This window comes from Streptomyces cinnabarinus, assembly GCF_027270315.1.
Classification (GTDB): Bacteria; Actinomycetota; Actinomycetes; order Streptomycetales; family Streptomycetaceae; genus Streptomyces; species Streptomyces cinnabarinus.
Window position 1 is genome coordinate 3,017,791 of the sequence record NZ_CP114413.1, and the last position, 24,480, is coordinate 3,042,270.

At 71.3% G+C, this 24,480-nt stretch carries 22 protein-coding genes and 3 tRNA genes; 11 read left to right on the forward strand and 14 right to left on the reverse strand.

Annotated features, from left to right (window positions below; genetic code table 11):
- Positions 1–32: 32 nt before the first annotated feature.
- The 3 genes from STRCI_RS13600 to STRCI_RS13610 form a co-directional block, all read right to left on the reverse strand.
- Positions 33–109, reverse strand: a tRNA-Ile gene (locus STRCI_RS13600).
- 178 nt (positions 110–287) lie between these two features.
- Positions 288–360, reverse strand: a tRNA-Asn gene (locus tag STRCI_RS13605).
- Positions 361–365: 5 nt separating this feature from the next.
- Positions 366–438, reverse strand: a tRNA-Asn gene (locus tag STRCI_RS13610).
- A gap of 130 nt (positions 439–568) precedes the next feature.
- On the opposite strand from STRCI_RS13610, the gene STRCI_RS13615 reads away from it, so the two are divergent.
- The 4 genes from STRCI_RS13615 (at position 569) to STRCI_RS13630 (ending at position 6,150) form a co-directional block, all read left to right on the forward strand.
- Positions 569–874 carry a YtxH domain-containing protein gene (locus STRCI_RS13615; RefSeq protein ID WP_269659187.1) on the forward strand — a complete coding sequence of 102 codons (306 nt, stop codon included), beginning with the start codon at positions 569–571 and terminating at the stop codon, positions 872–874.
- Positions 875–944: 70 nt separating this feature from the next.
- On the forward strand, positions 945–2,384 hold the full coding sequence (locus tag STRCI_RS13620) for a xylulokinase (protein WP_269659188.1): 1,440 nt from the start codon (positions 945–947) through the stop codon (positions 2,382–2,384).
- Between the two features lie 104 nt (positions 2,385–2,488).
- Positions 2,489–4,222 (forward strand): ABC transporter ATP-binding protein, encoded by a 1,734-nt coding sequence (locus STRCI_RS13625; protein ID WP_269659189.1) that lies wholly within the window; start codon positions 2,489–2,491, stop codon positions 4,220–4,222.
- Entirely contained in the window at positions 4,222–6,150 is a 1,929-nt protein-coding gene (locus tag STRCI_RS13630; RefSeq protein WP_269659190.1) for an ABC transporter ATP-binding protein, read from the forward strand. Before STRCI_RS13625 ends, STRCI_RS13630 begins: the two co-directional genes overlap by 1 nt.
- Positions 6,151–6,184: 34 nt before the next feature.
- Here the strand turns inward: STRCI_RS13630 and STRCI_RS13635 are convergent, their stop codons facing one another.
- From STRCI_RS13635 to STRCI_RS13655, 5 genes are all read right to left on the reverse strand, one after another.
- Positions 6,185–7,459 (reverse strand): RNA polymerase sigma factor, encoded by a 1,275-nt coding sequence (locus STRCI_RS13635; protein ID WP_269659191.1) that lies wholly within the window; start codon positions 7,457–7,459, stop codon positions 6,185–6,187.
- A 103-nt stretch (positions 7,460–7,562) separates the two neighbouring features.
- Complete coding sequence (dnaG, locus tag STRCI_RS13640; RefSeq protein ID WP_269659192.1) at positions 7,563–9,464, reverse strand: DNA primase; 1,902 nt, start codon at positions 9,462–9,464, stop codon at positions 7,563–7,565.
- A gap of 127 nt (positions 9,465–9,591) precedes the next feature.
- The gene (locus STRCI_RS13645; RefSeq protein WP_269659193.1) at positions 9,592–10,857 is read right to left on the reverse strand and encodes an NAD(P)/FAD-dependent oxidoreductase; all 1,266 of its coding nucleotides are present in this window, start codon (positions 10,855–10,857) and stop codon (positions 9,592–9,594) included.
- A gap of 135 nt (positions 10,858–10,992) precedes the next feature.
- The gene (locus STRCI_RS13650; RefSeq protein WP_269659194.1) at positions 10,993–12,273 is read right to left on the reverse strand and encodes a deoxyguanosinetriphosphate triphosphohydrolase; all 1,281 of its coding nucleotides are present in this window, start codon (positions 12,271–12,273) and stop codon (positions 10,993–10,995) included.
- Positions 12,274–12,311: 38 nt separating this feature from the next.
- Entirely contained in the window at positions 12,312–13,199 is an 888-nt protein-coding gene (locus STRCI_RS13655) for a sirohydrochlorin chelatase (RefSeq protein WP_269659195.1), read from the reverse strand.
- A gap of 173 nt (positions 13,200–13,372) precedes the next feature.
- Here STRCI_RS13655 and STRCI_RS13660 point away from each other — a divergent pair, with 173 nt between their 5' ends.
- Both STRCI_RS13660 and STRCI_RS13665 read left to right on the forward strand, forming a co-directional pair.
- Positions 13,373–14,050, forward strand: a complete 678-nt coding sequence (locus STRCI_RS13660; RefSeq protein WP_269659196.1) for a SanA/YdcF family protein — start codon at positions 13,373–13,375, stop codon at positions 14,048–14,050.
- Between the two features lie 103 nt (positions 14,051–14,153).
- Entirely contained in the window at positions 14,154–16,244 is a 2,091-nt protein-coding gene (locus STRCI_RS13665) for a molybdopterin oxidoreductase family protein (RefSeq protein WP_269659197.1), read from the forward strand.
- Here STRCI_RS13665 and STRCI_RS13670 read toward each other — a convergent pair whose 3' ends face one another.
- The gene (locus STRCI_RS13670) at positions 16,245–16,658 is read right to left on the reverse strand and encodes a gamma-glutamylcyclotransferase family protein (protein WP_269664545.1); all 414 of its coding nucleotides are present in this window, start codon (positions 16,656–16,658) and stop codon (positions 16,245–16,247) included.
- Positions 16,659–16,800: 142 nt separating this feature from the next.
- Here STRCI_RS13670 and STRCI_RS13675 point away from each other — a divergent pair, with 142 nt between their 5' ends.
- Positions 16,801–18,453: a M4 family metallopeptidase gene (locus STRCI_RS13675; protein WP_269659198.1), complete on the forward strand. Its 1,653-nt coding sequence runs from the start codon at positions 16,801–16,803 to the stop codon at positions 18,451–18,453.
- Positions 18,454–18,455: 2 nt separating this feature from the next.
- Here STRCI_RS13675 and STRCI_RS13680 read toward each other — a convergent pair whose 3' ends face one another.
- Positions 18,456–18,860 carry a PIN domain nuclease gene (locus STRCI_RS13680; protein WP_269659199.1) on the reverse strand — a complete coding sequence of 135 codons (405 nt, stop codon included), beginning with the start codon at positions 18,858–18,860 and terminating at the stop codon, positions 18,456–18,458.
- Entirely contained in the window at positions 18,857–19,114 is a 258-nt protein-coding gene (locus STRCI_RS13685; protein WP_269659200.1) for a type II toxin-antitoxin system VapB family antitoxin, read from the reverse strand. The genes STRCI_RS13680 and STRCI_RS13685 overlap by 4 nt, the downstream gene beginning before the upstream one ends.
- 145 nt (positions 19,115–19,259) lie before the next feature.
- Here STRCI_RS13685 and STRCI_RS13690 point away from each other — a divergent pair, with 145 nt between their 5' ends.
- Positions 19,260–20,156: an aminoglycoside phosphotransferase family protein gene (locus tag STRCI_RS13690; protein WP_269659201.1), complete on the forward strand. Its 897-nt coding sequence runs from the start codon at positions 19,260–19,262 to the stop codon at positions 20,154–20,156.
- A gap of 2 nt (positions 20,157–20,158) precedes the next feature.
- Here STRCI_RS13690 and STRCI_RS13695 read toward each other — a convergent pair whose 3' ends face one another.
- Positions 20,159–21,049: an NmrA family NAD(P)-binding protein gene (locus STRCI_RS13695; protein WP_269659202.1), complete on the reverse strand. Its 891-nt coding sequence runs from the start codon at positions 21,047–21,049 to the stop codon at positions 20,159–20,161.
- 80 nt (positions 21,050–21,129) lie between these two features.
- On the opposite strand from STRCI_RS13695, the gene STRCI_RS13700 reads away from it, so the two are divergent.
- Entirely contained in the window at positions 21,130–21,555 is a 426-nt protein-coding gene (locus tag STRCI_RS13700) for a winged helix-turn-helix transcriptional regulator (RefSeq protein ID WP_269659203.1), read from the forward strand.
- 13 nt (positions 21,556–21,568) lie between these two features.
- On the opposite strand, the gene STRCI_RS13705 is transcribed toward STRCI_RS13700, so the two are convergent.
- The gene (locus tag STRCI_RS13705) at positions 21,569–22,153 is read right to left on the reverse strand and encodes an NADPH-dependent FMN reductase (RefSeq protein WP_269659204.1); all 585 of its coding nucleotides are present in this window, start codon (positions 22,151–22,153) and stop codon (positions 21,569–21,571) included.
- 247 nt (positions 22,154–22,400) lie between these two features.
- Between STRCI_RS13705 and STRCI_RS13710 the strand changes: the two genes are divergently transcribed.
- Together STRCI_RS13710 and STRCI_RS13715 are read left to right on the forward strand one after the other, a co-directional pair.
- Positions 22,401–22,922 (forward strand): hypothetical protein, encoded by a 522-nt coding sequence (locus tag STRCI_RS13710; protein ID WP_269659205.1) that lies wholly within the window; start codon positions 22,401–22,403, stop codon positions 22,920–22,922.
- Between the two features lie 108 nt (positions 22,923–23,030).
- Complete coding sequence (locus STRCI_RS13715; RefSeq protein WP_269659206.1) at positions 23,031–23,654, forward strand: class F sortase; 624 nt, start codon at positions 23,031–23,033, stop codon at positions 23,652–23,654.
- A 21-nt stretch (positions 23,655–23,675) separates the two neighbouring features.
- Here STRCI_RS13715 and STRCI_RS13720 read toward each other — a convergent pair whose 3' ends face one another.
- Positions 23,676–24,458, reverse strand: a complete 783-nt coding sequence (locus STRCI_RS13720) for a sulfite exporter TauE/SafE family protein (RefSeq protein WP_269659207.1) — start codon at positions 24,456–24,458, stop codon at positions 23,676–23,678.
- Between the last annotated feature and the right edge of the window lie 22 nt (positions 24,459–24,480).

Consider the following 24,480-nt stretch of genomic DNA (forward strand, 5'->3'; position numbering starts at 1 on the left):
ACAGGTCAGATCGTTTCTGCACGAAGGGTGCGTGGTGGGGCGGGTGGGACTCGAACCCACGGCCGACGGATTATGAGTCCGCTGCTCTAACCGGCTGAGCTACCGCCCCATAGCGGCGTGTCGCGCACATTTGTACGCGCCGTCTGCCGCAGCATAGCCGCTCATACGATCTCCTGCTTCGGATGGTCGACTACGCATGCCCTGAAGGACTTCAGCGCGCCCCGAGCGGTTCCGGGACGGCTGAAACAGGACATGAAAAAGGACCCCGGAGGGTCCTCTTCAACCTGCTCCCCCGACTGGACTCGAACCAGTAACCTGCCGGTTAACAGCCGGCTGCTCTGCCAATTGAGCTACGGAGGACCGAGCTCCCCCGACTGGACTCGAACCAGTAACCTGCCGGTTAACAGCCGGCTGCTCTGCCAATTGAGCTACGGAGGAATGCCTCGTTGCATCGAACGTACCTACCTGGGTATTCGCCAGGGGGCGGGCGCTCGCTGCGACACATACATTAGCGCAAGCAGGGGGGTGCTCCGCCAATCGGTACTCCCACGAGGGAAGGCTGGCCGCCATGCGCTACAAGCTCACGTTCGTCGTCGGGCTGGCTCTGGGTTACGTGCTCGGCACGCGCGCCGGGCGCGAACGCTACGAACAGCTGAAGAAGTCGGCGCGTCAGGTGGCGCAGAACCCGGCGGTCCGCAACACCGCGGAGACGGCGGCCCAGCAGGGCCGGGTGTACGCGGGCAAGGCCTACCACGCGGTCAGCGACAAGGTCGGCGACCACGTCCCGCAGTCCGTGAGCCAGCGCGTGCGGCACCTGCGCGACCGCCACCCCAACGGTGCGGTCGAGGACGACTGGGGCACGAGCAACACCTGAACGCCCCCCGGGACGACAGCGTGCCCCGGCACGCACGCCCCTACGACCTGTGACCCATAGAATTTTCGCCATGGGGATAGTCGCCGGGTTGGACAGCTCGCCCGAGTTCACTCGAATCGTCGTCTGCGACGCGGACAGCGGAGCCGTGCTCCGGCAGGGGTATGCGCCGCATCCGGTCGAAGGGCGGCCCTCCGACGTCGATCCCCAGGCCTGGCTGCTCTCCCTCGGGGAGGCCGCCGGCGGGGGCCTGCTGGAGGGCGTGCAGGCCATCGGCGTCTCCTCGCAGCAGAACGCCGTCGTGCCACTGGACTCCCAGGGCAACACCACCCGCCCCGCGATGGTCGGCGGCGACAAGCGGGCCCAGGTCGCCGCGGCCGATCTCATCGACGCGCTCGGCGGGCGCGAGGCGTGGGCGCAGGCCGTGGGATGCGTTCCGCAGGCCGCGCAGCCGGTGACCAAGCTGCGCTGGCTGAACAAGACCGAGCCGGACAACGCCCTGCGCACCGCCGTCCTGCTCCAGGCCCACGACTGGCTGGTGTGGCAGCTGCTCGGGCGCCCGGTGCGCCGTACCACCGACCGCGGCGGGGCCTCCGGCACCGGGTACTGGTCCGCCGCCACCGGCGGCTACCGCACTGACCTCGTCGAGCTGGCGCTCGGTCACCAGGCCATGCTGCCGGAGGTCATCGGCCCCGCCGAGGCGGCCGGTACGACGCCCGAGGGGCTGCTGATCTCCGCCGGGACCGGCGAGACGATGGCCGCCGCGTTCGGGCTCGGACTCGGGTTCGGGGACGCCGTGGTGTCGCTGGGCGCCTCCGGCTCGGTCATGGCCATCCACCCCGAGGCCCTGCACGACCCGACCGGGATGATCACCTCGCTGGCCGACGCGACCGGCATGCATCTGCCGGTGGTCACCACCCTGAACGCCGTACGGACCCTGCGCGGGACCGCCGAGCTGCTCGGGGTGCCCGATCTGGAGAGCCTGTCCGAGCTGGCGATGAAGTCGACGCCCGGGTCGCACGGGCTGGTGTTTCTGCCCTATCTGGAGGGCGAGCGGACGCCGAACCTGCCGCACACCGCCGGCACGCTGGCCGGGCTCAGGCGGGAGGCGATGCGGCCGGAGCACCTGGCGCGGGCCTCGTTCGAGGGCATGCTGTGCGGGCTCGCGGACGCGCTCGACGTACTGCGCGGCCGGGGCGTCGAGGTGCGGCGGGTCTTCCTGCTGGGGGCGGCCGCCGAGCTGCCCGCGGTGCAGTCCTCCGCGCCGTCGATCTTCGGCGCCCAGGTCGTCGTACCGCAGCCCGCGGACTACGCGGCGATCGGTGCCGCCCGGCAGGCCGCCTGGGCGCTCGGCGCGTCGCAGGGCATGCTCGACGCGCGGACCCCGCCGCTCTGGCAGGGCCCGGCGGCCCAGGTACTGGATCCCGGTGAGGAGCTGGCGGTGGGGCAGGCGGTGCGACAGCAGTTCGTGTCGGTGCGGGAGCAGACCCATCCGGGGGCCTTTCGCTCGTAGCGCACCCTCGTTGGGTTAATCAGTTGAGGTAACGCGGGTGGAGTGTCCGACGATAGGGGCCAGGGGCAACCAACCGCCCCGCCGCCGACTCCGAGAGACACAGCGTGCTCATACGACTCCTGCGGACCTACCTCAGGCCCTACCGAAAACCCATCGCCCTGCTGGTGCTGCTCCAGTTCCTGCAGACCTGCGCCACGCTCTACCTGCCGACCCTCAACGCGGACATCATCGACAACGGTGTCGTCCACGGAGACACCGGCTACATCCTCAGATACGGCGCCCTGATGATCGGCATCTCGCTGGCTCAGGTCGTGTGCAACATCGGGGCCGTGTACTACGGCGCCCGGACCGCCGCGGCGCTGGGCCGGGACATGCGCGCCGCCGTCTTCGACCGGGTGCAGTCCTTCTCCGCGCGTGAGGTCGGCCACTTCGGCGCGCCCTCGCTGATCACCCGGACCACCAATGACGTGCAGCAGGTCCAGATGCTGGCCCTGATGACGTTCACGCTGATGGTGTCGGCGCCGATCATGTGCGTCGGCGGGATCGTGCTGGCCCTCGGCCTCGATGTGCCGCTGTCGGCGGTACTGGTCGCCGTGGTGCCGGTGCTGGGCATCTGCGTGACCCTGATCGTGCGGCGGCTGCGGCCGCTGTTCCGGTCCATGCAGGAGCGCCTGGACACGGTGAACCGGGTGCTGCGCGAGCAGATCACCGGCAACCGCGTGATCCGCGCCTTCGTCCGCGACGAGTACGAGCAGCAGCGGTTCCGCAAGGCCAACACCGACCTCACCGCGATGTCGCTGGGCACCGGCAATCTGCTCGCCCTGATGTTCCCGATCGTGATGACCGTGGTGAACGTGTCGTCGATCGCGGTGGTGTGGTTCGGCGCCCATCGCATCGACAGCGGCGGCATGCAGATCGGTGATCTGACGGCGTTCCTCGCCTATCTGATGCAGATCGTGATGTCCGTGATGATGGCCACCTTCATGTTCATGATGGTGCCGCGCGCCGAGGTGTGCGCCGAGCGGATCCAGGAGGTGCTCGACACCGAGTCCAGCGTGGTGCCGCCGAAGGCGCCGGTGCTGGAGCTGCGCCGGCACGGGCAGCTGGAGATCCGCGGTGCGGGCTTCCGCTACCCGGGTGCCGAGGAGCCGGTGCTCAAGGGCATCGACCTGATGGCGCTGCCCGGCGAGACCACGGCCGTGATCGGCTCGACCGGCAGCGGCAAGTCCACCCTGCTGGGCCTGGTCCCCCGGCTCTTCGACGCGACCGACGGCCGGGTGCTGGTGGACGGCGAGGACGTGGCGGGCATCGACCCGAAGGTGCTGGCCAGGACGGTCGGCCTGGTGCCGCAGAAGCCGTATCTGTTCGCCGGGACGGTGGCGACGAACCTTCGCTACGGCAATCCGGACGCCACCGACGAGGAGCTGTGGCACGCACTCGGGGTCGCGCAGGCCGAGGAGTTCGTGCGGGGCCTGGAGAACGGGCTCGACTCGCCGATCGCGCAGGGCGGCACCAATGTCTCCGGCGGCCAGCGGCAGCGGCTCGCCATCGCCCGCACCCTCGTGCAGCGGCCGGAGATCTATCTCTTCGACGACTCCTTCTCCGCGCTCGACTACGCCACCGACGCGGCCCTGCGCGCCGCGCTGTCCCAGGAGACCGCCGAGGCGACCGTGGTGATCGTCGCCCAGCGGGTGGCGACCATCCGGGACGCCGACCGGATCGTCGTCCTCGACGAGGGGCGGGTCGTCGGCACCGGGCGCCATCAGGAGCTGATGGCGGACAACGAGACGTACCGGGAGATCGTGCTCTCCCAGCTGACGGAAGCGGAGGCCGCCTGATGGCCGGGCCGATGGGGCGGATGATGGCCGGCACCGGCCCGGAGCACCGCTCGCTGGACTTCAAGGTGTCGGGCCGGCGGCTGGTCGCCCGGTTCAAGCCGGAGCGGCTCACCATCTATGTGCTGCTGCTCTGTGTCGTGCTCAGCGTGGGTCTGTCGGTCATCGGACCGAAGATCCTCGGCAAGGCCACCGACCTGGTCTTCGCGGGCATCGTCGGCCGCGAGATGGAACCCGGGGCGACCAAGGAACAGGTCCTGGAGGGCATGCGGGACCGGGGCGACGGTGACGTCGCCGACATGCTCCGCTCCACCGACTTCACGCCCGGCGAGGGGATCGACTTCACCGCCGTCGGGCATGTGCTGCTGCTGGCGCTCGCCGTGTTCACCGTGGCGGGTCTGCTGATGGCGGTGGCGACGCGGCTGGTGAACCGGGCCGTGAACCGGACGATGTACCGGCTGCGGGAGGACATGCAGACCAAGCTGTCGCGGCTGCCGCTGTCCTACTTCGACAAGCGGCAGCGCGGCGAGGTCCTCTCCCGGGCCACCAACGACATCGACAACATCGGGCAGACGCTCCAGCAGTCGATGGGCCAGCTCATCAACTCGGTGCTCACCATCATCGGGGTGCTCGCGATGATGTTCTGGGTGTCGTGGATCCTGGCGCTCGTGGCGCTGGTGACGGTGCCCGTGTCGTTCGTCGTCGCCACCCGGGTCGGCAAGCGGTCGCAGCCGCACTTCGTCCAGCAGTGGCGCTCCACGGGCAAGCTGAACGCACATGTGGAGGAGATGTACACGGGGCACACCCTGGTGAAGGTGTTCGGGCGGCAGGAGGAGTCGGCCGAGCAGTTCGCCGAGCAGAACGAGGCGCTGTACGAGGCCGGGTTCAAGGCGCAGTTCAACAGCGGCGTCATGCAGCCGCTGATGATGTTCGTGTCGAACATCAACTACATCCTGGTGGCCGTGGTGGGCGGTCTGCGGGTCGCGTCGGGGTCGCTGTCCATCGGTGACGTCCAGGCCTTCATCCAGTACTCACGGCAGTTCTCCATGCCGCTGACGCAGGTGGCGTCCATGGCGAACCTGGTGCAGTCCGGGGTCGCCTCCGCCGAGCGGATCTTCGAGCTCCTCGACGCGGAGGAGCAGTCGGCGGACCCCGTGCCCGGGGTGCGGCCGGAGGAGCTGCGCGGGCGGGTGGCCCTGGAGCGGGTGTCCTTCCGCTACGACCCCGACAAGCCGCTCATCGAGGACCTCTCGCTGACGGTGGAGCCCGGCCAGACGGTCGCGATCGTCGGCCCGACCGGCGCCGGGAAGACCACGCTGGTCAACCTGCTGATGCGGTTCTACGAGGTCTCCGGCGGGCGGATCACGCTGGACGGGGTGGACGTCGCGACGATGTCCCGGGACGAGCTGCGCGCCGGGATCGGCATGGTGCTCCAGGACACGTGGCTGTTCGGCGGCACGATCGCGGAGAACATCGCGTACGGCGCGGCGCGTGAGGTCACCCGGGGCGAGATCGAGGAGGCGGCGCGGGCGGCTCACGCGGACCGGTTCATCCGTACGCTTCCCGACGGCTACGACACGGTGATCGACGACGAGGGTTCCGGGGTCAGTGCCGGTGAGAAGCAGCTGATCACCATCGCCCGCGCGTTCCTGTCGGATCCGGTGATCCTGGTGCTGGACGAGGCGACGTCCTCGGTCGACACCCGGACCGAGGTGCTGATCCAGAAGGCGATGGCGAAGCTCGCGCACGGGCGGACGTCGTTCGTCATCGCGCATCGTCTGTCGACCATCCGGGACGCCGACACGATCCTCGTGATGGAGAACGGCTCGATCGTGGAGCAGGGCGCGCACGGTGAGCTGCTGGACGCCGACGGGGCGTATGCGCGGCTGTACAAGGCGCAGTTCGCGGAGGCGGTGGCCGAGGTCGACTAGGTACCGCGGGGGCCGCCGTCAGGCGGCCCCCCTGCTAGTCCAGGTAGCCCCGCAGCTGGTCCGCGAAAGCGTGGTCCCTCAGTTTGTTCAGGGTCTTGGACTCGATCTGGCGGATGCGTTCCCTGGTCACGCCGAAGATGCGGCCTATCTCCTCCAGCGTGCGGGGGCGGCCGTCGGCCAGGCCGTAGCGGAGCTGGACGACCTTGCGCTCGCGTTCGCCGAGGGTGGAGAGCACGGCCTCCAGGTGCTCGCGAAGGAGCAGGAAGGCCGCCGATTCGACGGGGCTGGCGGCGTCGCCGTCCTCGATCAGGTCGCCCAGGGCCACGTCGTCCTCCTCGCCCACCGGGGCGTGCAGGGAGACCGGTTCCTGGGCCAGCCGCAGGACCTCGCTGACGCGCTCCGGCGGGAGGTCGAGATGGGCGGCCACCTCCTCCGGGGTCGGCTCGTAGCCGCGCTCCTGGAGCATCCGGCGCTGGACACGGACGACCCGGTTGATCAGCTCCACGACATGGACCGGGACGCGGATCGTGCGGGCCTGGTCGGCCAGCGCCCGGGACATGGCCTGGCGGATCCACCAGGTGGCGTAGGTGGAGAACTTGTAGCCGCGGGCGTAGTCGAACTTCTCGACGGCGCGGATCAGGCCGAGGTTGCCCTCCTGGACCAGGTCCAGCATGGTCAGACCGCGGCCCACGTACCGCTTGGCCACGGAGACGACCAGCCTGAGGTTCGCCTCGATCAGGCGGCGCTTGGCCATCCGGCCCATGACCACCAGCCGGTCCAGGTCCAGCGCCAACTCGCTGTCCAGGTCGGGGGTGCTGCTCAGCTTCTCCTCGGCGAACAGCCCGGCCTCGACCCGGCGGGCGAGTTCGACCTCCTCCGCGGCGGTGAGCAGGGGGATCCGGCCGATCTCCCGCAGGTACTGGCGGAACAGGTCCGAGGACGGCCCGCCGGTGTCGGCACGCGGGGCGCGCACCGGCTCGGGCGGTTCCTCGAGGACGGCCGGAGTGTCGGGCTGGGTCTCCGGCTCCGTCTCGGGGTGGTGCGCGGCACGGTTCTGTGGGGGCACCGCGACGAGAACGTCGGACTCGGCGTCCGGTTCCGTGCCGTCCGTACTTTTCTCGGTCTGGGTGAGGGTCTGGGTCTGCACGGGGGCGACCTCCAGGATGATCGCTGCTGAGGTGTGCGGCAGCGCGGCTTCGAGGGCGGAGTCGGCGGCCTCGCCGCTGTCCGTCCCGTACGCGATGAGCGGAATCGCGGGGGTGTGGGACCCGTGGGGGACGGGTCGGCCGCGCTCCGAGGACTCAGGCACCGGAACCCAGTGTGGAGTACGACACATCGCCGCCACGAGGGGCGTGCGGTGACTTTTTGCGTCCGGTCCGTGACCGCGTGGTGACCGCGCCGGGCCCGGCAGGCTACAGAGCTGCGGCTCCGCGCTCCCGCAGGGCCTGGTCGTACTGCTGGAGTACCCAGAGTTCGTTCTGTGTAGCGGCGAGTTGGGCCGGATCTCCGCCCGCGGAGAGTCGGGTCATCTGGGACTGGATGTCCCGGATGCGGCGTTCGACGGCACGGCGGCGGACGGTGACGAGCTGTTCGCCCGCGTAGTTCTCGTCCACGGTGCGGCGCATGATCGCCTCGACGGCCAGCTCGGTGACCATCGCGCGGACCGCGTCGTCGGGGGCGGCGTCCCGGACCCGGAGCAGATACTCCTGCCCGTCCCGGACGCCGTACTCGGCGCCGCCCGCCTCCATCACGGCCAGGCGTACGGCGGCGTAGGGGACGGCGGTGAACTCGTCGATGCCGTACGCGTCGAAGGCCGGGGAGACCAGTTCGGGGCGCTGGAGGGCGAGCTTGAGCAGCTCGCGCTCGGTGGCGTAGACGGGGTTGCGCAGATTGAGCGCCGGTCCGGCCGCGGAAGGCCGAGGGGCGGCGTCGTACGGCTGCTGCGGGCCGCGGGCCGGGGCCGGGCCCTTGCCGCCGCGGTCGCGGGCCCACCGGGCCAGCTGGGCGACCCGCTTGACCACGAACTGGGTGTCGAGGATGCCGAGCATCCCGGCGAGCTGGACGGCGACCTCGTGCTGGGCGCCGCTGTTCTTGATGCGGGCGACGATCGGGGCGGCCTCGTCGAGGGCGGAGGCGCGGCCCGCCGGGGTGTCCAGGTCGTAGCGCACGACGATCTGGCGGAGGGCGAACTCGAAGAGCGGGGTGCGGGGTTCGGCCAGTTCGGCGACGGCCTCGTCGCCCTTGGCCAGGCGCAGCTCGCAGGGGTCCATGCCGTCGGGCGCGATGGCGATGTAGGTCTCGGCGGCGAACTTCTGGTCGTCCTCGAAGGCGCGCAGGGCCGCCTTCTGCCCGGCCGCGTCACCGTCGAAGGTGAAGATCACGCGGGCCGAGCCGTTGTCCATCAGCAGCCGGCGCAGGATCTTGATGTGGTCGCCGCCGAAGGCGGTGCCGCAGGTGGCGATGGCGGTGGTCACGCCCGCGAGATGGCAGGCCATGACATCCGTGTAGCCCTCGACGACGACCGCGCGGGACGCCTTGGCGATGTCCTTCTTGGCGAGGTCGATGCCGTACAGGACCTGGCTCTTCTTGTAGATCGCCGTGTCGGGGGTGTTGAGGTACTTGGGGCCGTTGTCGGCCTCGTACAGCTTGCGGGCGCCGAAGCCGACGACGTCGCCGCCGATGTCGCGGATCGGCCACATCAGGCGGCCGCGGAAGCGGTCGATGGGACCGCGGCGGCCCTCCTGGGAGAGGCCGGAGAGGATCAGTTCCTTGTCGGTGAAGCCCTTGCCGCGCAGGAAGCGGGTGAGGTGGTCCCACCCCTGCGGGCTGTAGCCGACGCCGAAGTGGACGGCGGCCGCCTGGTCGAAGCCGCGCTCGGCGAGGAAGACCCGGCCGGTGTCGGCCTCGGGGCTGACGGCGAGCTGCTCGGCGTACCAGTCGGCGGCGATCTTGTGGGCCTCGACCAGCCGGATCCGCTCGCCGCGCTGGTGGGCGGGGTTGTAGCCGCCCTCCTCGTAGCGCAGCGTGATGCCGGCCTGGGCGGCGAGCCGCTCGACCGCCTCGGAGAAGGACAGGTGGTCGACCTTCATCACGAACGTGAGGGTGTCGCCGCCCTCCTGGCAGCCGAAGCAGTGGAAGAGCCCCTTGCTCGGGCTGACCTGGAAGGACGGCGACTTCTCGTCGTGGAAGGGGCACAGCCCCTTGAGGTTTCCGCCCCCGGCGTTGCGCAACTGGAGGTACTCGGAGACCACGGCGTCGATCGGGACCGCGTCCCGTACCGCCTTCACGTCCTCGTCGTTGATCCGTCCTGCCACGAGGTGATTCTACGGGGCAGATCTGACACTCCTGGGGCAAGGTGACCGGCCCCGGCCGGGGGTCCGGGGGTTGCCCCCGGGAATTGCAGCACGGTGGTGGACTGACACTCCTGGACGCTCCTGGCGGCTAAGGGATGAGGCTTTCCAGCGCTACGTGCGGGTCCGCCAGCGCCTCCGCGTTCACCTGTGCCCTCGACCGGATCAACCGCTGGACGGGGTCTGTGACGTCCCACACGTTCACGTTCATCCCGGCCAGCACCCGGCCCTCCTTCAGCCAGAACGCGATGAACTCCCGCTTCCCGGCGTCCCCCCGGATCACCACTTCGTCGTAGGAGCCGGCGGGCGCCCAGCCGGAGTACTCCATCCCCAAGTCGTACTGGTCGGAGAAGAAGTAGGGCACGCGGTCGTAGACGGCGTCCCGGCCGAGCATGGCGCGGGCCGCGGCCGGGCCGCCGTTCAGGGCGTTGGCCCAGTGCTCCACGCGCAGCCGGGTGCCGAAAAGGGCGTGCGGGAAGGAGGCGACGTCACCGGCGGCGTAGACGTCGGGGTCGGAGGTGCGCAGTTGTTCGTCGACCACGACGCCCCGGCCGCCCTCGCGGTCGGCGATCTCAAGACCCGCCGCCTCCGCGAGGCCGATGCGGGGAGCCGCCCCGATCGCGGCCAGCACGGCGTGCGCGGGGTGCTCCTCGCCGTCGTCGGTGCGCGCGGCCAGCACCATGCCGTCCTGGCCGACGATCTCCGTCAGCCGCCGGCCGAAGTGGAACCGCACCCCGTGCTCCCGGTGCAGCTCGCCGAAGAGCCCGCCCAGTTCGGGGCCGAGGACGCCGTGCAGCGGGGTCGGCCCCGGCTCGACGACGGTGACCTCGGCGCCGTACTCCCGGGCCGCCGCCGCGACCTCCAGGCCGATCCAGCCGGCCCCGGCGATCACCAGGTGGCCGTTGTCCCGGCCGAGCGCGGTCAGGACGCCCTTGAGCCGCTCGGCGTGGGCGAGCCGGCGCAGATGGTGGACGCCGGCGAGGTCGGTGCCCGGGATGTCCAGCCGACGGGGCTCGGCGCCGGTCGTGATCAGCAGTTTGTCGTAGTGGACGACCGTGCCGTCCTCCCCGAAGCGGACCGTCTTCGCCGTGCGGTCGATGGCGTCGACGGTCTGGCCGAGGTGGAGTTCGATGTCGTTCTGCGCGTACCAGGCGGGCTCGTGCACGAAGACGCTGTCGCGTTCCTCCTTGCCGAGCAGATAGCCCTTGGAGAGCGGCGGCCGCTCATAGGGATGGTCACGCTCGTCGCTGATCAGTATCACGCGGCCTGTGAAGCCCTCCGCCCGCAGCGTCTCGGCCGCCTTCGCACCGGCGAGTCCGCCTCCGACGATGACGAATGTCTGATCCGCGTCGACCACTTGATGCCTCCTCGTAAGGGTGCCGCCACATGGGAGCGTCCCGCACGGAGTGTGATGGGGGAAGAGGGAGTGGCCCGATCAGGCCACGGAGGGTCACATTCGGGCGTGTTTCACTGCACTCCTGTCACCACGCGCTCACGAGTGCCCCGTCAGCCGCACGTGAAGCGAACGGGCGGAGGCGTCCGTGAGGGACGCGATCTGGTCCACGATCACCCGCTTGCGCGCCCGGTCGTCGGGTGCCGCGTCGAACAGCGCCCGGAATTGCGGGTCGAGCCCCTCCGGCGCCCGCGCGGTGAGCGCCTCCGCCAGTTCGGCCACCACGATCCGCTGATCGGCCCGCAGCCGCTCCTGCTCGGCCCGCTGCATGACGTACCGGTCGGCGACGGCCTTCAGTACGGCGCACTCCAGCCGGGTCTCGTGCGGTACGACGAGTTCGGCGCCGTAGCGGGTGAGCCGGCCGGTGCCGTGGGCGGCGCGGGTGGCGGCCTCGGCGGCGAGGCAGAAGCGGCCGATGAGCTGGCTGGTGGCGTCCTTCAGCCGGGCCTGGGCGACCGCGGTGCCGTCGTAGCCGTGCGGCCACCAGGCTTCCTCCTGGAGCCGGTCGAGGGCCTCGGCGAGTTCGGCGGGGTCGGTGTCCTCTGGGACATAGCGTCCGACGGCCACCGCGAAGACGGCCTGGCGTTCGGGTTCGGCGTGCAGGAGGTTGGGGTCGATGTGGCCCGCGTGCAGCCCGTCCTCCACGTCGTGCACGGAATACGCCACATCGTCGGACCAGTCCATGACCTGGGCCTCGAAGGTGGCGCGGGGGCCGGGGGCGCCCTTGCGGACCCAGTCGAAGACCGGCCGGTCGTCCTCGTAGACGCCGAACTTCGGGGACTTGGGGTCGGTGGGGTGGGCGCCGCGGGGCCAGGGGTACTTGGTGGCCGCGTCGAGGGCGGCTCGGGTGAGGTTGAGGCCGACGGAGCCGTCCGGGGTGAAGCGCTTGGGCTCGATGCGGGTGAGGAGCCTCAGGGACTGGGCATTGCCCTCGAATCCGCCTACGTCCTTGGCGAACTCGTTCAGTGCCTGTTCGCCGTTGTGGCCGAACGGGGGGTGGCCGAGGTCGTGGGAGAGGCAGGCGGCTTCGACCAGGTCGGGGTCGCAGCCGAGGGCCTCGCCGAGTTCGCGGCCTACTTGGGCGCACTCCAGGGAGTGGGTGAGCCTGGTGCGGGGGCTGGCGTCCCAGGCCTGGCTGTAGGTGCCGGGGGTGACCACCTGGGTCTTTCCGGCGAGTCTTCGCAGCGCCGAGGAGTGGAGGACTCGGGCCCGGTCCCGCTGGAACGCCGTCCGCCCTGGGCGCTTGTCCGGTTCCTTGGACCAGCGTTCCACGGAGGGCGGGTCGTAGCCGGGGGGTGGGATGTGGTTCTCGTGCGCCATGCATCGACAGTAGGCGCCCCATCGTCCGCCTGGCTGTGTTACGTCGCGAGTGCGGCTTGTTGGTGGCTGGCCGCGCAGTTCCCCGCGCCCCTGAGGAAGGTGGCCGCACCCTTCGTCGCCATGCACTGGTCGTAGCGGTGGAGGATCAGGCGGGCCATTGCCGGGTGCGGGCCCAGGGGGGCCGATGCCATCCAGGGGGCCGTCGCCGCGCACTCGGTCGCGAAGCGGCCCGGGGCCGTGAAGTACGACGCCACCGCTATGCGGTGGTGGCCCCTCGCCGTCAGGGCCTGGACCGCGTCGGAGACCCTGGGGGCCGCCGTCGTCGCGTAGGCCGGGACGACCGGGACTCCCAGGCGCTCGGACAGGGCGCCTGCCGTGCGGCCCGCGTCCACCTTGGACTCCGGGTCGCGGGAGCCCGCCGCCGCCAGGACGACCGCCGTGCCGGGGGTGTCGGCCCAGCCCGCCTCCATCAGACGGTCGTACAGGGCCTCCACCAGGAGCGGGTGCGGGCCCAGCGCCTTGGCCACACGGGCGCGTACGCCGGACTCGGCCGCCATCTCGGGGATGTCCCGCTTCACGTGGTAGCCACGGCTGAGGAGCAGCGGGACCAGGACGGCCTCGTCCGTGTCCAGGGCGGCGAGCGTGTCCGGGAGCAGCGGGGCGTTCAGTTCGATGTGGCCCAGGTGGACGGGGAGACCGGGGCGCAGTTCGCGGACCCGGTCCAGGAGGGTGTGCACGGTGCTCAGGGCGCGCGGGTCCCGGCTGCCGTGGGCCACGACCACCAGTGCGGGCGGGGTGGGGCGGCGCCGGCCGTCGAGCGCGACGAGGCTGAGCTGGCTGGCGAGCTGGCTGCTGATCCGGTTCATGAGATGCGCCGTACTGTCGAGGGACGTGGACTCGTCGTGAAGGGCTTGCGACGCCGTCATGAACCGATGGTGGTGGGCGGAGGTTGCCGCCCCGTTGCATGGGCGTCACGGGTTTTTTCCGCAGGTTCACGATGCGGGACCCAGTCGCTGTGAGGCGGCGTGACCTGCGGTTTCGACCCTCGGAGTGACCTTGGTCACGCAACCGGGACCCGGTTCTGGGCGTCCTTCGGGGCATGAGGATCCGCCGCCCGCGCCTGCCCCGTACCCGTACCGGACAGCGACGTCTCGTGCAGGCGCTGATGGCGGCGTGCGTGCTGGCGCTGCTGCCGTCGACCTGGATGTACGTGTCCACGCAGGACCGGCTGCGCACCCTTTCCGACGCGCCCCGCACCGATGTGGCCGTGGTCTTCGGCGCGGGACTGTGGCAGGGCGAGCCGTCGCCGTACCTCGCCCACCGGCTGGACGCGGCGGCGGAGCTGTACCGCGCGGGGCGGGTCGAGGTCGTCCTGGTCACCGGCGACAACAGCCGGGAGGACTACGACGAGCCGGACGCGATGCGCGCCTATCTCACCCGGCACGGGGTGCCCGACGCGCGGATCGTCAGCGACTACGCGGGCTTCGACACCTGGGACTCCTGCGTGCGCGCGAAGAAGATCTTCGGCGTCGACGAGGCCATACTGATCAGCCAGGGCTTCCACATCCGGCGGGCGGTCGCCCTGTGCGAGGCGGCGGGGGTGACGTCGTACGGGGTCGGCGTCGATGAGCTGCATGACTCCACCTGGTACTACGGGGGGACCCGGGAGGTCTTCGCGGCGGGGAAGGCGGCGCTGGACGCCGTGTTCAAGCCGGATCCGCACTTCCTCGGGCCGCGGGAGCCGGGGGTGACGGAGGCGCTCGCCGCCGGACGGTGAACGGTGCCTCACCGATCGCGAGGCCCGGCGGGGAGGTCGGTGTGCGCTCGGCGTAACAATCCGCCGTATCGGCACGTAACACGGCCGAAGCACGCTGGAGGGCATGCAGAACACCGTCACGCCCACGCACTGTCCGTACTGCGCCCTGCAGTGCGGGATGAATCTGACGCCCGCCCCCGACGGGACGGTCGAGGTGAGCGAGCGGGCGGACTTCCCGGTGAACCGGGGTGCGCTGTGCGGCAAGGGGCGGACGGCGCCGGCGGTCCTTTCGACGAGCGTCCGGCTGACCTCGCCGTTGGTGCGCTCCGGGGGCGAGCTGGTGCCCGCCTCCTGGGAGGAGGCGCTGGACCGGATCGCCGAGGGGCTGAGCCGCACGCGGACGGAACATGGCCCGGACGCGTGCGGGGTCTTCGGCGGCGGCGGTCTGACCAACGAGAAGGCGTACACGCTCGGCAAGTTCGCGCGCGTGGTGCTCGGCACCTCGCAGATCGACTACAACGGCCGGTTCTGCATGTCCTCGGCGGCGGCCGCCGGGATCAAGGCGTTCGGCCTGGACCGGGGGCTGCCGTTCCCGCTGGAGGACATCCCGAAGTCGGGCTGTGTGATCCTCGTCGGCTCCAACCTCGCGGAGACCATGCCGCCCTCGCTGCGGTTCTTCAATGAGCTGCGGGAGAACGGCGGCACCCTCATCGTCATCGACCCGCGCCGCACGAAGACCGCCGAGCAGGCCGATCTGCATCTGGCGCCCCGGCCGGGGACGGATCTGGCGCTGGCGCTGGGCATGCTGCACCTGGTCGTCGCCGAGGGGCGCACGGACGAGGAGTACATCCGCGAGCGGACGACCGGCTGGGAGGAGGCCCGCGCGGAGGCGCTGGCGCACTGGCCCGAGTACGTCGAGCGGATCACGGGCGTTTCGGTGCCCGAACTCCGGGAGGCGGTACGGATGTTCTGCGAGCCGGAGTCGGCGATGGTGCTGACCGCCCGCGGACCCGAGCAGCAGTCCAAGGGCACCGACACCGTCGGCGCCTGGATCAACCTCTGCCTGGCGACCGGCCGCGCGGGCCGCCCGCTGTCCGGCTACGGCTGCCTCACCGGGCAGGGCAACGGCCAGGGCGGCCGCGAACACGGCCAGAAGGCCGACCAGTTGCCCGGCTACCGCAAGCTGGACGACCCGGCGGCGCGGCAGCACGTGGCCGAGGTGTGGGGCGTGGACCCCGACTCGCTGCCCGGTCCGGGGCGCAGCGCGTACGAGCTGCTGGACGCGCTCGGTACGGATATCCGGGCGCTGCTGCTGATGGCCTCCAACCCGGTGGTGTCGGCGCCGCGTGCCGCGCACATCGAGGAGCGGATCAGGTCCCTTGATTTCCTCGCCGTCTGTGACGTGGTGCTGTCGGAGACGGCGGCACTGGCGGATGTCGTGCTGCCGGTGACGCAGTGGGCGGAGGAGACGGGCACGACGACGAACCTGGAGGGGCGGGTGCTGCTGCGCAAGCAGGCGATCACCCCGCCCTCGGGGGTCCGCAGCGACCTGGAGGTCATGCACGAACTCGCCGACCGGCTGGGCGTGGAGAAGGGCTTCCCGACGGACGCGGAGGAGGTCTTCGAGGAGCTGCGCCGGGCCAGCGCGGGCGGCGTCGCCGACTACTCGGGGATCACCTACCGCAGGCTCGCGGAGGAGAACGGGGTGTTCTGGCCGTGCCCGGCGGACGGTGACACCGCCGAGGATGTCCACCCCGGGACGCCGCGCCTCTTCCACGACCGGTTCGCGACGCCGGACGGGCGGGCCCGGTTCGCGCCGGTCGCGCACCGGGCCACGGCGGAGGAGCCGGACGAGGAGTACCCGGTGCTGCTGACGACGGGACGGGTGGTGTCCCAGTACCAGTCGGGCGCCCAGACCCGCCGCGTGGACGAGCTGAACGCCGCCGCGCCAGGGCCCTTCGTGGAGCTGCATCCGCGGCTGGCGGCCCGGCTGGGGGCGGCCGAGGGCGACCCGATCGCGGTCGTCTCCCGCCGCGGCCGGGCGGTGGCCCCGGCCCGCATCACGAACTCCATCCGCCCCGACACGGTCTTCATGCCCTTCCACTGGCCGGGCGAGGGCCGCGCGAACACCCTGACGAACCCGGCGCTGGATCCGACGTCACGGATGCCGGAGTTCAAGTCGTGCGCGGTGCGGGTGGAGACGGTACGGGGCTGATCAGCGGCGGGCCGTCCAGTCGCCGCCCTCGATGAGCGTGCCCCGGGCCCGCAGTCGGGCGGCGACGGCGGGTGCGGCGACGTACACCCAGGCGCGGACGCCTGACCCGTCGGCGACCCGGGTCACCTCTCGTTCGACCCGCTCGTAGAGGTTGCGCGGGTCGCCCGGGGCGTACTCCTCCAGCCGGTCCAGTACGGCGAGCAGCGCGCCGTACTCCTCGGGCCGCGGGGTGACCAGCTCACCGCGCACCACCTCTCCCGGCTCCTCCACGACGTACGGATAGCCCGGACCGTCGTACAGCACGCCCCCGCCGAACACCGCCGGTTGCTCCATGAGGACGCGGCCGCGCAGGAAGGCGTCGTGGTTCGGCTCGCCGGGGCGCAGCGTGCCGTAGACGAAGAACGGAAGGGTCACAGGGCTCACAGAAACGATTCTGTCCCCTCACACATCTCCACGGGACGGCTCTGGCCATCGACCTGTCATGGCCCCTTAAATCGCAGCACAAGATCGTCGCCCCGTCCCCAGGCGCCCCCCACGCGCTCTCCCGAGGAGATCCATGAGCCGGATACGGCCGCACATCCGAGGTTCCCGTCTCGCCACCGCCGGTGTGGCCGTCACCGCCGCCGGGCTGCTCGCCGCGACGCTCACGCCGAGCGCCGGCGCCGCGAACAAGCCGACGCGGGCGCTCGCGGTGGAGAACGCCGCCGCCGCGCTGGCCGACCACGCGGCCGCCCTGGGCCTGACCTCCGCGCAGGAGACGAAGGTCCGGGACGTGATCGTGGACGCGGACGGTACGCAGCATGTGCGCTACGACCGGACGTATCGTCAACTGCCGGTGCTCGGCGGTGACTTCGTGGTCCATCTGGCGAAGGACGGGACGTACCGCAGCACCTCGCGGGCCGTTCGCGGATCCGTGGCCCCGGCAGCCGGCGTCACCCCCGCGCTCCCCGCGACCCGCGCCGCCGACCTCGCCGTGAACGCCCTGCGCGCCACCAACCTCGGCGAGGCCCTCCGTCAACTCACCGCCAAGCCCCAGCTGGTCGTGGACGCCCTGCACGGCGCGCCGAAGCTGGCCTGGCGAACGAATGTCGTGGCCCGGGACTCGCTCGGCAACCCGGTCGGGCGGACGGTGCTGACCGATGCCCGCACCGGAGCGCAGATCGACGCGTGGGACACCCTGGAGACGGTGGGCGGCGACGGAAAGTCGCTGTACAGCGGAACGGTCCCGCTGGACACCACCCTCTCGGGATCCACGTACCAGCTCAAGGACGCCTCGCGCGGGGGTACTTACACGGGTGACGCGGCGGGCAAGAGCGACCTGTGCCTGCTCGGGACCATCTGCCTCACCCGGGCGCCGTCGACGGTGTTCACGGACGCCGACAACCACTGGGGCACGGGCGCGACCACCGACCGTGCGACCGCCGCCGTGGACGCGCAGTACGGCACCGACATGACCTGGGACTACTTCAAGGGCGTGCACGGCCGTAACGGCATCGCGGGCGACGGCAAGGGGTCGTTCAACCGGGTGCACTACGGGACGCGGTACAACAACGCCTTCTGGGACGACAGTTGCTTCTGCATGACCTACGGCGACGGGGACGGGACCAATCTCGGACCGCTGGTGTCGCTGGATGTGGCGGGGCACGAGATGTCGCACGGGGTGACGTCCAAGACGGCGGCGCTGACGTACTCGGGTGAGTCCGGGGGCCTGAACGAGGCGACCTCGGACGTCTTCGGCACGCTGGTCGAGTTCCACGCGGCGAACGCCTCCGACCCCGGTGACTACCTGATCGGCGAGAAGATCGTCCGGGACGGCTTCGGGCGGGACGCGCTGCGCCACATGGACAAGCCGAGCAAGGACGGCAGTTCGGTCGACTGCTGGACCACGGGGACGGCCGACCTGGACGTCCACTACTCCTCCGGCGTCGGCAACCACTTCGCCTACCTCCTGGCGGAGGGCAGCGGCGCGAAGTCCATCAACGGCACGGCCCACAACTCCCCCACCTGCGACGGCTCCTCGGTGACGGGCATCGGCCGCGCCAAGCTGGGGGCGATCTGGTACCGGGCCCTGACGGTCTACATGACGTCGTCGACGAACTACGCGGGCGCGCGCACGGCGACCCTGAGCGCGGCGAAGGACCTGTACGGGGCGGGGAGTTCGGAGTACGCGGCGGTGGCTGCGGCTTGGCGCGCGGTCGGCGTGGGCTGAGCTCAGTCGATGATGCGGCGCACCGGTTGCCCCGTGAGCTGGGCGATGGTCTCGAAGTCGGAGTCCTGGTGCAGCACGGTGAGCTTGTGATGCCGGGCGGTCACGGCCACCAGGAGATCCACGGGGCTCGCACACTGGTGCCGGCCGCGATCGGCGAGCCCCTGTTGCAGCGCGGCCGTGTCCTCCCAGGCACGGTCGCGCATCGCGTGGTGGGGAAAGGTCTCGCGCAACAGCCCGTCCGCCTCGTAGTACGCCGGGCGCCCGCCGACGGCCCGCAGGAACTCCTGCCGCACGGGTTCGCAGAGACCCACCAGGCCGGACTCGACGAGCTGGTCCCACTGCGGACCCGTCTGGCGGCGATAGAACCGGATCAGGGCGCTGGTATCGATGAGGAAGGCCTCGCTCACGCCGCGTCGTGCTTCCCGTCGCGCGGGGACGCGGAATCAGCACGTGCCGCGTCCGCCGGTTCCTCGATGATCGAGAAGTCGATCTCGCCCTCGGCGACCATGTGCCGCATCCGCTCCACCGCGGCGGCACGCTTCCGCCGGTCCGCGACCTCCCGGAGCGCAGCGTTGACCGTGTCCTTCTTCGTCGTCGTGCCCAGATGACGAGCGGCGTCGGCGAGCGCTTCGTCATCCAGGTCGATCACGGTGCGGGACATGACACCCTCCCGTCGTATATACGTTTCCAAAAGAAGATATCAACCGTGAGCCGACCACAAAAGCCATGGCAGTCGCCCCCAAGCCCCGGTTACGCTCCCGTGCCGCCCACGACATTGGAGTGCTGTGCCGTCCTCGCCGCGCAAGATGCGTCCCGATGAGCTCGACATCGACGTGGAGTTGGTGCGGCGGCTGATTGCCCGGCGGTTTCCGGAGTGGGCGGGGCTGGGGGTCCGGCCGGTGCGGTCGGCCGGGACCGACAACGCGATGTACCGGCTCGGGGACGAACTCGTCGTGCGGATGCCCCGGTTGCGCGGTGGGGAGGGGCAGATCCAGCGGGAGCATCAGTGGCTGCCCCGGCTGGCGCCGGAGTTGCCGTTGTCCGTGCCGGTGCCGGTGGCCGTGGGGGCTCCGGGGGGCGGGTATCCGCTGGTCTGGGGGGTGTACGAGTGGCTGGAGGGGGCCAACGCCCATGACACGCCGCTCGCCCGACCCGCCGAGGCCGCCGTGCAGTTGGGGCGGTTCGTCGCGGCCCTGCGGCAGGCCGACGCGAGCGGCGCGCCGCCGTCCTATCGGGGCTCGCCGCCCGGACACCACGATCACTACGTGCGCGGCGCCATCCGTGATCTCGGGTCCGACGGGACGATCGATCCGGTGCTGGCCACCGAGGTGTGGGAGAAGACGCTGGGGCTGCCGGGATGGGACCGCGCGCCGGTCTGGCTGCACGGTGATCTTCTGCCGGGCAATCTCCTCACCGTCGACGGCCGGCTCACCTCCGTCATCGACTTCGGCTGCCTCGGTGCCGGGGATCCGGCAGCTGATCTGATGGCCGCGTGGACCGTGTTCGGCGCCGATGCCCGCGAGGCGTTCCGCGCCGCCGCCGAGCTCGACGACGTCACCTGGGAACGGGGACGGGGGTGGGCCCTGTGCTTCGGCCTGATGGCCGAGCACTACTACGGGGACGCCTTCGGCAACGGCATGAACCCGGTGCTGGCGGAGGTGGGACGGCGGGCCGTGGCTGAAGTGCTGGCGGAGTGCGGGTGAGTTCAGCCGCCTGCCGTGGCGGACTCGGTCACCAGGTCGCGCACCGGGCGGGGCTCGGCCCTTCCCAGCAGCTCCGGTACGTCGGAGACCTTCGCCTCCAGGAAGCCCGCCGCCATGTTGGAGAGCAGCGACAGGGTGTGGGTGATCTGGTAGTCCTCCAGGCCGTGGCCCGCCAGTGCGGTGCGCGCGTCGGTGAGGGAGGTGGGGCGGTACGCGACCGGTCTGCCGTACCGCTCGGTCAGCAGGTCGGCCAGGTCGGCGCCGCCGAGCGCGGTGACGCCCTCCAGTTCGTACGTCCGGCCCGCGTGGCGGCTGCGGCCCCCTGAGGTCAGGGCGCCGTCGGCCTCGGCCGCCACTCGTACCGTGATGTCCGCGAGGTCCTCCCTGGCCACGACCGACATCCGGCCCGTGCCGTACGCGGCCGAGAAGACACCGGTCCCGGCGGCCGGTCCGGCGGCCGCCGTCGAGAGGCCGCCGAGGAGTTCGGCGTACAGGCCGTTGCGCAGGATCGTCGTGTCGTACGGGCCCTGGGCCAGGCGGTTCTCGGTCCAGCGGTGCGGTAGGGCGAGGGTGGTGCGCTCGCCCGATGCGGCCAGGCTCGTATAGATGACGTGGCGGACGCCCGCCGCTGCCGCCGCGTCGGCCACCGCGCCGTGGCGGGCCAGCACGATGTCGTCCTCGGCGTATCCGGCGGAGATCATCACCAGGACGTCGACCCCGGTGAGGCCTTCCGCGAGGCTCCCCGGGTCGTCGAAGTCGATGCGCCGCGCGGTCGCTCCGTCGCCGCCCCGGGTGCCTGCCACGACCTCGGCCCCGCCCGGCGCGGACAGCGCGGACAGGCCCTGGAGCACCAGTCGGCCCAGTCCTCCTGAGACCCCGGTCACGAGAATCATTCGAGCGCCCCTTGTGTTGATCCCTTGTGAACAGCACCGAGCATCCGCCGAGTTCGGCGGTTCCATAAGGAGGCACTTTCGTGTCAGGCCCGAACACCGCCGTAAGTTCCCAGGCCAACGGCGCTCTGCCGGAAGGGCCGTGTGGCGATGACGACTGCGGGATCCGCGATGTGCTGGACCGGCTGGGCGATCGGTGGACCGTGCTGGTGGTCGTGGAGCTCACCAAGGGCAGCCGCCGCTACGGCGAGTTGGAGCGTGCGATACCCGGTATCTCGCAGCGCATGCTCTCCCTGACCACGAAGCGGCTCGGCCGGGACGGGCTGGTCGAACGGATTGTGCATCCGACCCTCCCGCCCCAGGTCGAGTACCGCCTGACGCCGATGGGCCGCGGCTTCTCGGCCGTGATCTCCGGGCTTGCCGACTGGTCCCGCGATCACAAACCCGCCATCGCGGCGGCCCGGACCGCCTGGGACGCGGAGCACCCCGGGAGTGCGGGCGGGATGTAGCCCACGGGGCCGTTCAACTCCCGTACGGCCGCCTCTCCTTCGCCTCCCGCAGGGCCGTCCCCCACCACTCCAGCTGGTCCAGCATCGTCTTCGCCGCCGCGTCCGGGGCCGAGGGGTCCTTCAGGCGGCCGGAGTCGTCGAAGGAGGCGCCGGCGTTGTGGAAGGAGACGGTGTCGCGGACGGTGACGGCATGGAGTTCGGCGAAGACCTGGCGAAGGTGCTCGGCGGCGCGCAGACCGCCCGCAAGGCCGCCGTAGGAGATCAGAGCCACGGGCTTGGCGCGCCACTCCGCGTAGTGCCAATCGATGAGGTTCTTCAGGCCCGCCGGGAAGGAGTGGTTGTACTCGGGGGTCAGGACGATGAACGCGTCAGCGCGGGCCAGCTTCGGGCTCACGTCGGCGAGGGCCGCGGTCGCCTCCTCGGTGCGGGCGAAGGACGTGGGCAGTTCGATCCCGGCCACGTCCACGACCTCGGCCGCAAGGTCCTCGCGGCGCTCCACGTGCTCCAGGATCCAGTCGGCGACGACCGGGCCGAAGCGGCCGTGGCGGTTGCTGCCGATGACGACGGTGACGTTCAGGGGTTCCATGGCGGAAGTCATGACGACAGCGTGATACCTCAACCTTTGTCGAGGTCAAGCGCCGCATCGGGTCACCCGTTCACACGCGCCGCGCAGCCACTTGCCCGACGCCCGCGCAGGGCGGTCCTGACCTGCCAAAACGCGCCGCGCCACCGGCCTTCCTGACACCCATTCACCCCAATTCTGACGCTCTCTCAGGAAGCGGCCCCGGCCCGCAGCCCCTTACCTCTGAAGGGCAGTGACCACCGCTGATCCCCAGGGAGCATCGATGCGCCGTACCGCCCGTCTGCTGACCGGGAGCGCGCTCGCCGTCGCGGCTGTCGGGCCGGTCTGCGCACCGGCGTACGGCGCGGGCGCCGCGAACCTGGAGGTCCGTCCCTCCTCGGTGGTGCCGGGCGGACAGGTCACCGTGAACACCTCGGCCTGCGCGGACGGCGGTACCGCGACAGGCGACGCCAGCGCGGTGGGCGCGGGCCGGTTCACGCTGACGCCCAGCACCCATGAGCGGGACGCGATCGGACAGTTCCGGGTGCCGCCGAGCGCGCAGCCGGGGACGTACGAGATCACCGCGACCTGCGCCGAGGGCGGGCCGAAGGTGACCGGCGACCTGGTGGTGACGCTGACCTCGCAGCGCGGGCAGGTGCATCCGCGAGGAAGTGTGAAGACGGGGGTCGGCGGCGCACTCGGCCCCGACCCCGTGCAGACCGCGGCCGGCGTGGCGGCTCTCGCCGTCGCCGCCGCGGGCGGTACCTGGCTCCTGCATCGCCGGGCGAGAGGCGACGGGATCTGACGGACACCCTCCGCTGTCCGTCCCGCCGGTACCGCATGTCCCCTCCCCCTCCGGGTCCGACGCCCCTCGCGGCCCGGAGGGGGAACAGGGTCCGTCCAGGAGGCTCGCGTGCGCAGGTACAGCAACACCGCGATAGCGGCCGTCACGGCGGTGGCCCTCTGTTCCGGTGCCTGGCTGCTGCACAGCGGCGCCGAGGGGCACGCCCCGCCGCAGCCCTCCGCCGCCCAGGCGCACGCCGACCCCGCCGACCGGCAGCCGTTCGCCGCGCCCGCACTGCCGCCCTCCCCGCCGGACCATGTCCGCATCCCGTCGATCCGGGTCGACGCCCCCCTCATGGGCCTCGGGCTCACCCCGTCCGGCAGCCTCGACGTCCCGCCCGCCGAGCGGGAGAACCTCGCCGGCTGGTACGAGTCCGGCACCACCCCGGGCGAGCAGGGCACCGCGATCGTCGCGGGCCATGTCGACAACGCCGAGGGCCCCGCCGTCTTCTACCGCCTCGGCGCCCTGAAGAAGGGCAGCGCGGTGGAGGTGGACCGGCGCGACGGCTCCACGGCCGTCTTCACGGTCGACGCCGTCGAGGTGTACGACGCCCGGGACTTCCCCGACGAGAAGGTCTACGGCGCGGCCCGCCGCCCCGAGCTGCGGGTGATCACCTGCGGCGGGGGCTACTCGCGCGCCACCGGCTATCAGGGCAATGTCGTCGTCTTCGCGCACCTCACCGGCAGCCGGTGACCCCAGGACGTTCCACTTGGATCAGGCCACCCACTGCTCGTACGCCATGTTCGCCACCAGCGCGAACACCACCGTCAGCAGCACGATCCGGACGAAGCCGCTGCCCTTCTTCAGGGCCGTGTGCGCGCCGAGCGTGCCGCCCGCCAGGTTGAAGAGGGCCATCAGGGCGGCGAGCTGCCACAGGACCGTGCCCTGCCAGGCGAAGGTGGCGAGCGCGCCGGCGTTGGTGCAGCAGTTGACGATCTTGGCGGTGGCGGAGGCGGCGACCAGGTCGAGATGGAGCACCGCGGTGAGGGTCAGGACGAGGAAGGTGCCGGTGCCGGGGCCGATGAGTCCGTCGTAGAAGCCGATGCCCACGCCCGCGAGGCCGATCGCGGTGAGGATCTGACGGCGGGTGGCGGGGCCGGTCGCCGGGGCGGTGCCGAAGGCCGGGCGCAGGATCACGAAGGCGCCGACCGTGATCAGCACCACCATGATCACCGGCTTGAGGACCTCGGTGCTCATCCCGGCCGCGAGGAAGGCCCCGCCGGACGATCCGGCCAGCGCCGCGAGGCCGATGCGGACGGCCAGGCGGACGTCGACCGGGGTCTTGCGGGCGTAGGTGACCGCCGCACCCGTCGTGCCGACGATCGCCACCGCCTTGTTGGTGCCCAGCGCGTAGGCGGCGGGCGTGTGCGAGGGCAGTCCCAGCAGCAGCGCGGGGAGCAGCAGGAGCCCGCCGCCGCCGACCACGGCGTCGATCCAGCCGGCCGCGAGGGCGGCGAGGCAGAGGACGACGATCATGGTCAGCGATATGTCGGGCATGATCGCGACCCTAGGGACGGGA

Excerpts from the sequence above, each read along its gene's own strand:
- STRCI_RS13650 (WP_269659194.1), bottom strand. The coding sequence starts at position 12,273 with ATGGCGCACGAGAACCACATCCCACCCCCCGGCTACGACCCGCCCTCC.
- STRCI_RS13695 (WP_269659202.1), bottom strand. The coding sequence starts at position 21,049 with ATGATTCTCGTGACCGGGGTCTCAGGAGGACTGGGCCGACTGGTGCTC.
- STRCI_RS13690 (WP_269659201.1), top strand. The coding sequence starts at position 19,260 with ATGCGTCCCGATGAGCTCGACATCGACGTGGAGTTGGTGCGGCGGCTG.
- STRCI_RS13655 (WP_269659195.1), bottom strand. The coding sequence starts at position 13,199 with ATGACGGCGTCGCAAGCCCTTCACGACGAGTCCACGTCCCTCGACAGT.
- STRCI_RS13665 (WP_269659197.1), top strand. The coding sequence starts at position 14,154 with ATGCAGAACACCGTCACGCCCACGCACTGTCCGTACTGCGCCCTGCAG.
- STRCI_RS13615 (WP_269659187.1), top strand. The coding sequence starts at position 569 with ATGCGCTACAAGCTCACGTTCGTCGTCGGGCTGGCTCTGGGTTACGTG.
- STRCI_RS13685 (WP_269659200.1), bottom strand. The coding sequence starts at position 19,114 with ATGTCCCGCACCGTGATCGACCTGGATGACGAAGCGCTCGCCGACGCC.
- STRCI_RS13620 (WP_269659188.1), top strand. The coding sequence starts at position 945 with ATGGGGATAGTCGCCGGGTTGGACAGCTCGCCCGAGTTCACTCGAATC.
- STRCI_RS13720 (WP_269659207.1), bottom strand. The coding sequence starts at position 24,458 with ATGCCCGACATATCGCTGACCATGATCGTCGTCCTCTGCCTCGCCGCC.
- STRCI_RS13710 (WP_269659205.1), top strand. The coding sequence starts at position 22,401 with ATGCGCCGTACCGCCCGTCTGCTGACCGGGAGCGCGCTCGCCGTCGCG.
- STRCI_RS13660 (WP_269659196.1), top strand. The coding sequence starts at position 13,373 with ATGAGGATCCGCCGCCCGCGCCTGCCCCGTACCCGTACCGGACAGCGA.
- STRCI_RS13675 (WP_269659198.1), top strand. The coding sequence starts at position 16,801 with ATGAGCCGGATACGGCCGCACATCCGAGGTTCCCGTCTCGCCACCGCC.
- STRCI_RS13705 (WP_269659204.1), bottom strand. The coding sequence starts at position 22,153 with ATGACTTCCGCCATGGAACCCCTGAACGTCACCGTCGTCATCGGCAGC.
- STRCI_RS13630 (WP_269659190.1), top strand. The coding sequence starts at position 4,222 with ATGGCCGGGCCGATGGGGCGGATGATGGCCGGCACCGGCCCGGAGCAC.